Below are 12,225 nucleotides of genomic sequence, written 5' to 3' on the forward strand. Positions count from 1 at the left end.
CGCGCGGGCAAGCCGCGTTGTCGGCCCGCGGACCGGATGGCGGACCCGCCGCGGCGCAGGCCGAGCGGGCCCGTGAGGCCCCGGGCCACCGGTCGCCCTGGTGAGTGTGCCAGGCGCTGTGGCATGTGCGCTCCGCACGCCTGGCCGCTGTGCCAGGCTGGGGCCATGACCGCAGTCACCGTCGCCCAGCTGCCCATCCGCATCGGCGAGCCCGAGCACAACCGGTCGCTCATCGCCGCCGCCGTGCGTTCCGCCCCGCCCGGCATCGTCGTCCTGCCCGAGCTCGCCAATTCCGGGTACTGCTTCCGCAGCCCGGCCGAGGCGCGCGGGCTGGCCGAGGACCTCGACGGACCCACCGTCGCGCTGCTCGCGCAGTTGGCCGCTCAGACCGGTTCGACGCTCGTCTGCTCTCTGGCGATCACCGCAGCCTCCGCCGCCGAGGCGGGGCTCGCCTTCGCCGGCCACCCGGCTCACGCGCTCGCGGGCTCCGAGGAGCCCGGGCACGAGGCACCCGGTGCCGAACCGCGCGACGCGGCCGGGTGCATCGTGAATGTGGGCGTCGTGGTGGAGGCCGGTGGCGTCGTGGGCGCCTACCCCAAGGCCCACCTGTGGGCCCGCGAGGCCGAGTTCTTCGCTCCGGGTGCCATGCCGCCGGCCATGGTCGCCTCGCAATTCGGGCGGCTGGCCCTCATGGTCTGCTACGACCTCGAGTTCCCCGAGTGGACGCGCATGGCCGCGCTGGCCGGCGCCGACCTCATCGTCGCGCCCGTGAACTGGCCCCTCGAGGGGCGGCCCGCCGGTGAGCGGGCAATCGAGCAGGTGGTCGTGCAGGCCGCGGCGCGCACCTCCCGCGTGGCGATCGCCGTCTGCGACCGGACGGGTGCCGAGCGCCTGGGCGAGGACGTGGGATCCGAGTGGGTGGGCGGTTCCATCCTCGTGGGCCAGGACGGCTACCCCCTCACCAAGCCCGCCTACGGCCAGGAGGCGCAGCTGAGCGCCGAGGTGGACCTGTTCGCGTCACGGGACAAGGCACTGGGCCCGTTCAACGACACGCTGCGCGACCGCCGCCCGGAGCTCTACCGGTTCGACTGAGGCGGTGCGACCGGCCGCCCCGTGGCGCGCGCACCTGTGACCCCCGGGTGGGTCGCCAGCTCCGGTTGTCCACAGATTGCGCGGCCGGCTTCCGGCGGGGTCCGCCGACCCCGCAGGCTGGGCGCATGACATTCGAGGACCTGCCGAAGAACTGGACCGCCCTGCCGCTCACCGACCCGGCGTTGGCCGCCGACGTCGTCGATCTGCTGCTCAGCTGCGCCGATCGCGCCCTGAGCTCGCTGCTCTTCCTGCCCTGCAGCGCCGAGGGCTTCGGCTACCCCCGCCCCGTCATCATCGGCGGCATGGACTGGCACTGCGCCGCGGTGGAGCGGGACCGGACGCTGCGCTCGCTCGGGCAGTCCGGGGCGGCGTCGGCCGTGCTGGCGATCTCCGCGCCTCGCCGCCTGCCGCTTGGCCTCGTGCGAAGCTGGCACACCGCGGCACACGACGAACTCGCTGCGGAGGGCATGCGGCTGCTCGGCTTCTGCTCGGCGGATCCTGACACCGTGCGCATCCACAGTCCCGCCGATGCACGGCGCGCGGCGTGAGTGCACCGCTCCCCAGGGCCACGCGTCCGGTAACCCCTGCACAGGCCGCGCGCTCGGGAAATCGCCTCCTCGTGCGGGCCCTGCGGCTGCGCCGCGCTGGGAGTGGCATGGGTGCGCCGGGCGGGGCACCACCCCACGGTGGCTCAGCCCCGGGCGTCGTCGAAGCCGTCGGAGGAGTTCGGGTCGATGTCCTCGTCGTAGTGGCCCGCGGGGTCGTCGTGGGCCGCGCGGGCCCCGCCCGTCGCCTCCGCTGCCTCGGCGGCCTGGCGGGCGCGCCTGCGGCCGCTGCGCCAGCGGGCGGCCTCGTCGCCGAACTGCGGGCCGAAGCCGCGCCGTGCCCGCACCTCAGCGGCATGGTGCCGGGCTGCGGCCAGCCGCTCGCGGGTCTGGGCGCCGTCGTCCATCGCATCGGCCTGTGCCTGCGCGTCCTCGTAGTCGGCCAGCTCCTCGGCCGTGAGCACCTCGGCCTCCGCCTGCTCGGCCAGGGCGAGTGCCTCGGCGTCCTCTGCGGGATCGCGGGGCTGGGCCAGGCGGTTGGGCTCGGTCTTGCGCCACACGGGCGAACCGGAGGCGAACGTGGCGCGCGAGAGCGTGTTGGAGGCGACGGAGGAGACGATGATGAGGGCGAAGAACGCGATGATCGCCATGCAGAGCTTCTGCAGGCTGAACCCGTCGTGCCACAGGGTGTAGGCGTAGGCCGCCACGAGGATGAGCGGCATGCCCACCCCGCTGGCGGGCGAGAAGACGTTGACTCGCGAGAGCGCATCGTGGGTGCGGAACATGGCCACCGCGCTCAGCAGCATGATGAGGCTGCCGGTGATCCCGCAGACGCCCACGATGACGGTGAACAGCACGTCGGCGCCCATCAGCGGTGCCCCCTCGTGAGGATGCGCGAGAGGGCCACTGTGGACAGGATGCCCAGCAGGGAGGACAGGAAGATGACGTCGAGCATGATCGACAGCCCCCCGAGCATCGCGATGAGCGTGAGGATGCCGATCGCGGAGAAGTAGACGAGGTCGCCCACGACCGCGCGGGAACCGGAGTCCTTGGCGGTGACGGCGCGCACGATGCCGAGCACGATCGCGGCGGCGAGCAGCAGTATGCACACCCAGACGATGATGATCATGGCCTGCCTCCCGGGGCCCGGCCGCGCATGGCGCGCAGCAGCCTGTCCTCCATGTCGTAGAGCCCGTCGAGCACCTCGTCCTCCGAATCGCCGAACAGCGCGTGGACGAACAGCGTGGCCGGTGCGTCCTGCGTGCCCGCGCCCGTGGCCACGACGAGCGTGCCCGGGGTGATCGTGATGGACGAGGCCATCATCGTGATCTCCACGTCCGTCACGCACCGCAGCGGCAGCTCGACGATCATGGGCTTGCCGTACGGGCCCGGGCGGAAGAGGTTCGAGATGACATCCCAGGTGCCCGTGAGCACCTCCTTGGCCGCCCACAGCACGTAGGCCGCGAGCCGGAAGGGCCGCAGCAGCCGGTTGGCCGGCGTGCCGCGCCCGGGGCCGCTCGCACCGGCACCGCTCGCACTGGCACCGCCCGCGCCGCCACCAGCCCCGCGGGTGCGGCCCACCGCACCGCCGCTCGCCGTGCTACCGGCCGCCGTGCCACCGCCGTCGCGCGGACGCTGGACCGTGCCGTCGTCGTCCTTCACAGGCCCATCACCGCCTGGATGTAGCGGGTGGGATCGAGCAGGCCCGCGGCCGCGCGCTGCGTGATGGGCACGAGGACTTGGGCCCCGCAGAACAGCGCCACGGACAGGGAGACCATGATCGTGCCGGGAACGAGGAGGCGCGGGCGGATCCGCACGCCGTCGGGCAGCTCGGTGGCTTCGGAGCGGCCCGTGTGCGGCGAATCGGGATGGTAGGTCTGCATGGGCGCACCCCAGAACGTATTGGCCCACAGGCGCTGGAGGACGAGCAGCGTGATGAGGCTGCCGGTCACGATGGCCGCGATGAGCAGGCCCGCCTGCCCCTGCCCGGAGGCGGCCACGGCGCGCACGAGCCCGAGCTTGCCCCACAGCCCGGACGTGGGCGGCAGGCCGATGAGGCTGAACAGGCCCAGGACCATGAGCGCGGCCGCCCACTTCTCCCGCGCGGCCAGCCCGGAGAGCTTCTTGAAGGCCCCGGTGCCGTACGTCTGCTCCACCGCGCCGATCGTGAGCAGCAGGCCCACCATCGTGAGGATGTGGTGGACGAGGTAGAACATGCCGGCGGCGAGGGCGGCCTGCGTGTACACCGCGATGCCGATGAGGATGCTGCCCACGCCCGCGGTCATCTGGAAGGCGAGCACATTGCGCACGCGCTCCGGGCCGAACGCGCTGATCGCGGCGCCCACCACGGTGAGCACGACGAGCGCGGTGAGGGCCCAGTCCCAGCCCGGCCGCTCCGGGTAGAGGGCGGTGGTGAACCGGTAGATGCCGTAGAGCGCCACCTTCGTGTGCAGCGCGGAGAACAGCGCCATCATCCCCGCCGAGGTGTTGGGGTACGTGCGCACCAGCCAGCCGTGGACGGGCATCGCGCCGGCCTTGATGAGCAGCGCCGTGAGCACCACGCCGAAGCCGAGCGAGCCCGCGGGCGTGACCCGCCCCTCGGCGGCCAGGCGCGCCAGCGCCCCGACGTTGACGGTGCCCAGCGCCGCGTACACGAAGCCCACGCCCACGAGCAGCAGCGTGGACGTCAGCAGGTTGACGATGACGAACGTGCGGCCCACGCCCAGCCTGCGCCAGGTGCCGGTCACGGCGATGAGCGCGTAGGACGGCAGCACCATGACCTCGACGAAGACGAAGAAGTTGAACATGTCGCCGGTGAGCAGCGCACCGTCGACGCCCGCGAGCATCATGAGGATGAGGGCGGGCACGAACCGGTACTGGTCCTCGCCCGTGGTGATGAGGAAGATCGCGCACACGAGGCTCGCCAGCGCCGTGATGACGAGCATGAGCGCCGTGAAGGAGTCCGCGACGAACGGGATCGCCAGGCCCTGGACGTACCCGCCCACCGAGTGGGCGATGACCCCGCCGTCGGAGAGCGCGACGAGCAGCCAGACGCCCACCGCGCCGATGAGGGCGGGCACCGCGGTCAGCAGGACCGCATCGAGCGCGCGCGAGCGCACCATGACGCTCAGCGCGGCCGAGCCCAGCGGCACGGCGATGATGAGGAGGAGCAGGGCGGGGTTCACAGCTGGTGGCCCTCCCCCGTCTCCGGCGTGCGCTGCTGGTCGTCGTCGTGGCCCAGGACCGCGAGCGCGAGCATGAAGATCGTCACGGCCAGCGTGATGACGATGGCGGTGAGCACGAACGCCTGCGGCAGCGGGTCCGCGGCGGATGCGGCATCCGAGCGGCCCTCGATGGGCTCACCGCGCCACGCCGTGACCCCGGCGGCCAGCAGCGCGAAATTCACCGCGTGCGAGACGAGCGTGAGGCCGAAGACCGTGCGGACCATGGACCGCTGGAGCATGAGGTAGACGCCGCCCGCGGTCAGCACGGCCACTGTGATTGCCAGGATCATTCGCCGCGCTCCTTGGGCTGCTCGCCGCGCGAGGTGTGCCGCGAGGTCATGCTCAGGCGGGTGGGCTCGTGCTCGGCGCGGGCGGCCAGGCCCTCGCGGCCCGGGCGCTGGCCGCGGGTGAGGTCGAGGGGGCCGGGCAGCTCGCCGTAGAGCATCTCGTCCGTGCGCTCGCGGGTGCGGGGAATGCTCGGCACATCGCGCTGCATGCGGCCGTCCTGGAGCACGTCGTCGCCGGCGGGCGTGAACGCGGAGTCGGAGGTGCCCAGCAGGTTGAACGACACGAGGATGAGGCCGAGCACGGCCATGTAGACGCCCGCGTCGAAGATCATGGACGTCGTCCAGTGCTGGTGGAGGAACTCCGCGTGCTTGGGCCCCAGGAACGAGCCGGTGAGCACGAGCCCCAGCAGGCCGGTGAGGACCGCGAGGCCGATCCCGCCGCCGATGAGGTAGAGGGGCGCCCGCGGCGGCCCGATGGGCCGGTCCTTCGACGTGGACATGTAGAGCAGGCCCACGATCGCGGAGCCGATGAGCGCGGCGATGAACCCGCCGCCCGGCTCATTGTGCCCGCGCCAGAACACGACGGCGGAGACGATCGCCAGCAGCGGTCCCACGACGCGCACCATGAGCTGGAGGGCGACGACGTTGGGCCAGGACTGCGTGACGGCCCGGTAGGCCGAGGTGCCGGGCGGGCGCAGCCCCAGCCAGGGACGGTGCGGCACCTCGCGCACCTGCGAGGCCGGCGGATCGATGTAGCGGTCGCGCACCGAGGACATCACGGCGACGATCGCGATGCCGGCCATGCCGAGCACGGAGAGCTCGCCCAGGGTGTCGAGCGCGCGGAACTCCACGAGGATCGTGTTGACGATGTTCTTCCCGCCGCTGATCTGCGGGGCGTGGTCGAGGTAGTACATCGCAAGGTCCGAGCGCCCGCGCCGGCCGGACACGGCCCACACGGTCCCGCCCATCGCCGCGCCCACGGCCAGGGCGAACACGGCGCGGCGGACCTGGCCGGCCTTCGGGTAGCGCCAGAACGTGCGGGGCAGCTTCTGGAGCACGAGCATGAAGACGATGATCGTCATCGCCTCGACGAGCAGCTGGGTGAGCGTGACGTCGGGGGCTCCGAGCGCCATGATCTGGACCGTCGCGAGGATGCCCACGGCCGAGAGCGCGACGACAGCGGTCAGGCGCGAGCGCGAGAGGCACACCGCGAGGACCGCGAACGCGATGAGGGCCAGCAGCACCCCGTCGATCGGGCGGCTGAGCCCCTGCACCGCCGGCGGCAGGCTGGGGCCGGCGAGGATCGCGAGGATCCCCCCGCCCATGACCGCCGTGAGCAGCGAGAGGTTCGCCGCCACGTGCGGGGCGGAGCGCTCCGTGCCCAGCGCGCGGTCCATGGCCCGGCCGGCCACGGCGAGGCCCTTCGCCACGCCGCCCAGCACCTGCGCGCCGGAGACCGGGAACTGCGCGCGCGCGAAGAACGCGAACACCGCGGTGCGCAGCCGCCGCGAGGCGCACAGGACCGCCCCAACCGCCAGGAGGACGGCGGATGCGGCGAGCTCCGCGTTGAGCCCGTGGAAGAGAGCCAGGTGGGCGTGCGCCTCGGGCTCGCCCATGACGGCGGCGAGCGCGGGGTCCGCGATCGCCGCGAACGGGTCGAGCAGGAACGCGAGCGGCACGGAGGCGAGGATGGGCGCCGCGGCGCAGACGACCATGACGGGATCCTCGTGGCCCAGCCGATCGGCCGGCGGTAGCTGCGCCTGGTCCCCTGGCCTGGGGCCGTCGATGAACGCGCCGAAGACGATGCGCACGCAGTAGACCACCGTGAGCACGGATGCCCCGGCCGCGGCGAGCATGAGCAGCCAGCCGCCGGCCGTTGCCGCCGCGTCGCCCGCACCGGCTTCCAGCAGCCCGGTGAAGATCATCTCCTTCGAGGCGAAGCCGAGCAGCGGGGGCACGCCTGCCATCGAGGCCGCGCCCAGCGCGGTGATCGCGAACGAGGCCGGGGCTGCGCGGATGAGCCGGGGAATCGAGCCGAACTCGCGGGTGTGGCCCAGGTGGTCGACGACGCCCACCATCATGAACAGGCCCGACTTGAACAGGGCGTGCGCGACGACGTGGACGATCGCGGCGATGAGACCGAGCTCCGTGCCGGTGCCGATGGCCGCGACGATGAGGCCCAGCTGGCTGACGGTCGAGTACGCCATGAGCTTCTTGAGGTCGGACTGGGTGAGTGCGCCCCAGCCGCCCACGAACGCGGTGACCAGCCCGGCGCTCAGGAGCAGCGCGCTCCACACGGGCAGCCCGGCGAAGGCCGGGCTGAAGCGCAGCAGCAGGAAGATGCCGGCCTTGACGACGGCCGCGGCGTGCAGGTAGGCGCTGACCGGGGTGGAGGCTGCCATGGCATCGGGCAGCCACGAGTGGAAGGGGACTGCGCGGACTTCGTCAGCGCCGCGATCGCCACGAGCGCCGCCGCTCCCGAGGAGAACCCCGGGTGCTGCGCCCACGCCGGGCTGGCGAGCACCTCGGCGACGCTGGTGGTGCCCGTCAGCGCGGCGATGAGGCAGACGGCCACGAGCAGCGCCAGGCCGCCGATGAACGTGAGGAACAGGGTGCGCAGCGAGGGCGCGCGCGCCGTGGGCCCGGAGCGGGCGATGAGGAAGAACGACGCGAGCGACGTGAGCTCCCAGCAGATGAAGAGCACGAAGATGTCATCGGCCAGCACCAGGCCCACCATCGCGAAGGTGAAGACGGCCATGAGGACCTCGAAGCTCGTCTCCCGGCGCTCGAAGTAGCGCGTCGAGTAGAAGAGCACGGCGGCGCCGATGAGCAGCGCGATGTAGGCGAAGACCACGCCCAGCCCGTCCAGGCGGAACGCCAGGCCGATGTCGTAGCCCGGCACCCACGGCACGGACCAGCGCGTCGCCGCGGGGTCGCCGGAGCCTGTCACCACGGTGCGCGCGGCCGGCAGCAGCAGCGCGCCGGCCACGAGGTAGCCGATCCCCAGCGCCCAGCCGGCGTTCCTGCCCAGCAGCCGGGCGAAGAGCGCCGCGACGGGGATGAGGACGGCCAGGAGGATGAGCGTGAGCGGGAGGGCTGCGAGGTCGAGCGAGGCGGGCAACGGTCACTCCCCCTCGGCGGTGCGTCAGCGGTCCGGCATCGTTTGCGGCTGCACGCCGACTCGCGGTGCGGGCCCGTCGCCGGGCGGGCCGCGGTGCGGTCGCCGAGCGGCGCGCCGGCCGGAACGTGCGGTACTCGATCCTAGCGAACGCGAAGAACGCGGGCCAACCGGAGCACCGGCCAACCGGAGCACGGGCCGGCCGCTGTGCCCGGCGCGGCTAGAGTGGTCGCCCATGAGGCTCTTCTTCGACGCCCGCTTCACCCGCACCGACCGCCACGACGGGATTTCGCGCTACGGCTCCTGCCTCCTCGCGGCCGTCATCGAACAGGCGCGCGGCACGGACGTCAGCGTCACCGCGATCGTCTGCGATCCCCGCCAGCTGAGCCTGCTGCCGCCCTGCGAGCACGTCGTGCTGAGCGGGCCCATGTCCCCCCGCGAGCCGTTCATCGCCCGCGACCTCAACCGGCTGGGCGCCGACGTCGTGTTCTCCACGATGCAGACGATGGGCTCGTGGGGGCGCCGCTACCGGCTCATCCTCACGCTCCACGACCTCATCTACTACGACCACCCGGAGCCTCCGCACGATCTGCCCGCCCCGGTGCGCGGGGCCTGGCGGCTCTACCACCGGGCCTACTGGCCCCAGCGCCTCATGCTCGACCGGGCGGACGCGGTGGCGGCGGTCAGCGCGACGACGGCGGGCCTCATCGCCGCCCACCGGCTGACGAAGCGCCCCGTGCGGGTCGTGGCGAACGCGGCCCAGCCGCTGGCGCAGCCCCCGCGCCGCGCGCCCGGCCACGCGGCGCGCAGCCTCGTCTACATGGGCGCGTTCCTGCCGTACAAGAATGTCGAGGCGCTCATCCGCGCGCTCGATCACCTGCCCGGCTACACGCTCCACCTCGCCTCGAAGATCGCCCCGGAGCGCGAGCGGGCGCTGCGGGCACTCGTCCCGGACCGCGCCCGGGTGGCCTTCCACCGCGGGGTCACCGATGACGAGTACCACGCGCTGCTCGACTCCGCGACGGCACTGGTGACGGCCTCCCGGGCGGAGGGCTTCGGGCTGCCCGTCATCGAGGCGATGATGCGCGCCGCGCCCGTGGCGATCAGCGACCTGCCGATCTTCCACGAGATCGCAGACACGGCCGCCGAGTACTTCGACCCCGAATCCCCCGCCGCCATCGCGGCAGCCGTGCGCCGCCTCGAGGATCCGGAGGTGTGGGCCGCCCGCAGCGCCGCGGGCCCCGACCAGGCGCGCACGTTCTCGTGGGAGTCATCCGCCCGCGGGCTCCTCGAGCTGGCCGGCGAACTCGCGGCCCAGGGCCCCGTCCGAAGCTGAGTCCGCACCCGAGGCGCGGGTCGGGTCATCGTGGGCCCGCCCGGGCGGAGGGCCGGAGTCGCCGAGGACGGGCGCGCCGGCTGTGCCGGTGCCCGGTCGAGCTGCCGGGCCTCACCGAGCCCCGGCCCTGCAGCCCGGTGGGCGCCGGTCCTGCCGCCGGCCGGGCGCGCGCTGAGGCTAGTGCGCTGAGCCTAGGAGGAGGCGCCCGCCGGCGCACTGCCGCCCCAGCGGCGCAGCACCCAGAGCGAACCGCGGCGGGCGAACTCGGCGTAGTCGCAGTTGTCGAGCACGCCCAGCGTGGCCCGCGGGGAGTCCACGAGGCCCAGGAAGATCTCCGCGGTCCCGCGGATCACGGCCCCGTGGGCCACGATGACGAGGACCTCGTCCTCGCCTGCCTGGTCGACGAGGCGCTCGACGGCGTCCGCGACCCGGCGGCCGGCCTCGTTGCGGCTCTCGCCGCCCGGCGGGCGCATGTCGGCCCCGGCGTTCCATTCCGCGAGCAGGTCCGGCCACTGGGCGTGGATCTCGTCGCGGTCGAGGCCCTCCCACTCGCCCACCGTGATCTCGCGCAGCCCGGGGTCGAACTCGACGTCGACGCCGGCGGCGCGGCCGATGGCCTGGGCGGTCTGGCGGGCGCGCGTGAGGTCCGAGGCGACGATCCGGTCGATCGACTCGGTGGCCGCGAGGTGGGCGGCGATCGCCTGCGCCTGGGCCTCGCCGCGCTCGTTGAGCGCCACGTCGATCTGGCCCTGGAAGCGGCGCTGGGCGTTGTAGGCAGTCTGGCCGTGGCGGACCAGGAAGAGGCGCTTCACCGCGCGGCGCCGGCGCCGGTCTCGGCCCCTTCGGAGGCGCCCGGTGCCGGCGGGCCCACGACATCGCTGACGTCGATGGCCGGGCAGTCCTGCCAGAGCTTCTCCAGCGCGTAGAACTGCCGGTCCTCGACGTCGAAGACATGGACGATGATGTCGCCGAAGTCGAGGAGCACCCAGTGCCCCTCGCCCTTGCCCTCGCGGCGGATGACCTTGGCCCCGTGCTCGCGGTGCAGCGCCTCTTCCACGGCGTCGACGATCGCGCCCACCTGGCGCTCGTTGTTCGCGGAGACGATGACGAAGGCGTCGGTGATGACGAGCTGGCCGCTGACGTCGAGCGCGACGATGTCGTAGCCGAGCCTGTCGGAGGCCGCCCTGGCCGCGGTGCGGGCCTGGGCGATGGCGGTGTCGGTTGCCGGCACGGATGTCCTTTCGGTTGGATGGGGGCGCTGGGCGGCCGCGCGGAGACGCGCGGGTGCCCGGGCCGCGCCCTGGGCGCTCAGAAGAGCAGGACGAGCGCCAGGACGATGAGGATGATGGCGAGCAGGCCCGCGACGCCCAGGACGATGTAGGGCACGGGCGAGGGGCGGTCGCCCACGAGGATCTCACCGTCCTCCTGGGTGATGTTGCGGGCGCTCATGGGCGGTGCGGGCGGCTGCTCGACCTCCTCGCCGGGGCGATCGTCGGGCAGCTCCTCGGCGTCGGCGAGCAGCGCGGGGTCCACCGAGGCGATGGGCCGCGTGGCGGGTCCGGCGGCGTATTCGCGGGGGTCGAGGCCCGCCCCGGCCACCGTCGCGGCGCTGCCGGCGCCGGCGGGCTGTGCGTCCCGGGTCCGGCTCAGCGGCAGGGCCCCGGTGACGACGCGGATCCCCTCCGTGTGCGGGGGGCGCACGAGCGGCGCCTTGCGGGGGCGCCGCGGCTCGGCGCCGTCCTCAGCGGCGGCGCTGCCTTCGGCGGCTGCGCTGTCGTCGGCGGCTGCGCTGTCGTCGGCGACGGCCCCGGCAGCGGCCCCCTGCCGAACCCGAGCGCTCAGGTTCCCGTCCGAGGCGGCGCTCTCGGCACCCGGCGCGGCGGCATCGCTGCCTTCCGTGCCCGGCACGGGGTGCGCATCGGCGCCCCGGGATACGTCCGAAGCGGCTCCCGCGCGCGCGGCGCGCCCGGCCGCCTGCCGGCGGGCGGTCATGTCGGGCATGCCACCGCGAGCCTCGCGGCCGGAGACGCTGTCGTCGGCCGGTCCGCCGGCGGTCGACTCCCCCGGCTCGGAGGCGCCGGCGCGCGGCGCGGAGCCGGCGGGTTGCGATGAGCTGGTGTTCGGCGCGGCAGTGGTGTTGGGCCGGGTGCTGGTGTTCGCCGCAACGGCGGCGTCGCGCTGCGAGCTCGGCGCGGCGCCAGGGGCTATGGGCTCCTCGCGCTGGCGGTGCCCGGGGGTCCCCGCGGCGTGGCGCGGGGGCGCATCGTCGCGGGCGGCCGACTCGTCGAGCCCGGCGCCGAATGGGGCATCGCCGCCGAGTCCCCTGCTGTCGAAGCCCCCGCTGCCGAGGCCGTCACTCCCCTGCCGCACAGCCGCGGGCTCCTGCGAGCCGGCGGGGCCACCGGAGGCGGCGGCGCCCTGCGGACCGGCGCCGTGCAAACCGGTACCCTGCGGGGCGGCGGCAGAGTCACCGGGGTGGGCGCTCAGGTAGCGGCGCCGCTCGGCCCGCGATCCGAAGTGCGGCGCATCGCCGCCGGCGGCCGCGGACCGGGGCGTGGTGCCCTGCGGCTGCGAGCCCCGGGGTGCGCTGGCCGGCGGGGTGTCCGGGCGCTGCGGCTGCACG

Annotated in this window: 11 protein-coding genes and 2 pseudogenes; 3 read left to right on the forward strand and 10 right to left on the reverse strand. The window is 73.9% G+C overall.

The features are described 5' to 3' along the window. The first annotated feature begins 165 nt into the window (after positions 1-165). Entirely contained in the window at positions 166-1,092 is a 927-nt protein-coding gene (locus GSY69_RS03895) for a nitrilase-related carbon-nitrogen hydrolase (protein ID WP_160952571.1), read from the forward strand. 125 nt (positions 1,093-1,217) lie between these two features. Continuing rightward, positions 1,218-1,640: a hypothetical protein gene (locus GSY69_RS03900; RefSeq protein ID WP_160952572.1), complete on the forward strand. Its 423-nt coding sequence runs from the start codon at positions 1,218-1,220 to the stop codon at positions 1,638-1,640. 143 nt (positions 1,641-1,783) lie between these two features. Here the strand turns inward: GSY69_RS03900 and GSY69_RS03905 are convergent, their stop codons facing one another. From GSY69_RS03905 to GSY69_RS15345, 7 genes and pseudogenes are all read right to left on the reverse strand, one after another. After that, on the reverse strand, positions 1,784-2,506 hold the full coding sequence (locus GSY69_RS03905) for a cation:proton antiporter (protein WP_160952573.1): 723 nt from the start codon (positions 2,504-2,506) through the stop codon (positions 1,784-1,786). After that, a complete protein-coding gene (locus GSY69_RS03910) occupies positions 2,506-2,766 on the reverse strand; it encodes a monovalent cation/H+ antiporter complex subunit F (protein WP_160952574.1) in 261 nt (86 codons plus the stop codon). Before GSY69_RS03910 ends, GSY69_RS03905 begins: the two co-directional genes overlap by 1 nt. After that, a complete protein-coding gene (locus tag GSY69_RS03915; protein WP_328698754.1) occupies positions 2,763-3,299 on the reverse strand; it encodes a Na+/H+ antiporter subunit E in 537 nt (178 codons plus the stop codon). Before GSY69_RS03915 ends, GSY69_RS03910 begins: the two co-directional genes overlap by 4 nt. Next, positions 3,296-4,822, reverse strand: a complete 1,527-nt coding sequence (locus GSY69_RS03920; protein WP_160952575.1) for a monovalent cation/H+ antiporter subunit D family protein — start codon at positions 4,820-4,822, stop codon at positions 3,296-3,298. The genes GSY69_RS03915 and GSY69_RS03920 overlap by 4 nt, the downstream gene beginning before the upstream one ends. Continuing rightward, the gene (locus tag GSY69_RS03925; RefSeq protein ID WP_160952576.1) at positions 4,819-5,151 is read right to left on the reverse strand and encodes a sodium:proton antiporter; all 333 of its coding nucleotides are present in this window, start codon (positions 5,149-5,151) and stop codon (positions 4,819-4,821) included. The genes GSY69_RS03920 and GSY69_RS03925 overlap by 4 nt, the downstream gene beginning before the upstream one ends. Further along, complete coding sequence (gene mbhE / locus GSY69_RS03930; protein WP_407925002.1) at positions 5,148-7,115, reverse strand: hydrogen gas-evolving membrane-bound hydrogenase subunit E; 1,968 nt, start codon at positions 7,113-7,115, stop codon at positions 5,148-5,150. The genes GSY69_RS03925 and mbhE overlap by 4 nt, the downstream gene beginning before the upstream one ends. Next, positions 7,101-8,137 (reverse strand): annotated as a pseudogene (locus GSY69_RS15345) (proton-conducting transporter transmembrane domain-containing protein); the annotation flags it as partial. The gene mbhE and the pseudogene GSY69_RS15345, both read right to left, overlap by 15 nt. Before the next feature lie 364 nt (positions 8,138-8,501). On the opposite strand from GSY69_RS15345, the gene GSY69_RS03935 reads away from it, so the two are divergent. Next, positions 8,502-9,602, forward strand: a complete 1,101-nt coding sequence (locus tag GSY69_RS03935) for a glycosyltransferase family 4 protein (RefSeq protein ID WP_160952577.1) — start codon at positions 8,502-8,504, stop codon at positions 9,600-9,602. Positions 9,603-9,793: 191 nt separating this feature from the next. On the opposite strand, the gene GSY69_RS03940 is transcribed toward GSY69_RS03935, so the two are convergent. From GSY69_RS03940 to GSY69_RS03950, 3 genes and pseudogenes are all read right to left on the reverse strand, one after another. Continuing rightward, the gene (locus tag GSY69_RS03940) at positions 9,794-10,414 is read right to left on the reverse strand and encodes a histidine phosphatase family protein (RefSeq protein ID WP_160952578.1); all 621 of its coding nucleotides are present in this window, start codon (positions 10,412-10,414) and stop codon (positions 9,794-9,796) included. Beyond that, positions 10,411-10,833, reverse strand: coding sequence for a ribosome silencing factor (rsfS, locus tag GSY69_RS03945; protein WP_160952579.1), 423 nt, complete (start codon positions 10,831-10,833; stop codon positions 10,411-10,413). Before rsfS ends, GSY69_RS03940 begins: the two co-directional genes overlap by 4 nt. A 77-nt stretch (positions 10,834-10,910) precedes the next feature. Further along, positions 10,911-12,225, reverse strand: a pseudogene (locus GSY69_RS03950) (hypothetical protein); the annotation flags it as partial.

Source organism: Brevibacterium rongguiense (genome assembly GCF_009857845.1).
Taxonomy (GTDB): Bacteria; Actinomycetota; Actinomycetes; order Actinomycetales; family Brevibacteriaceae; genus Brevibacterium; species Brevibacterium rongguiense.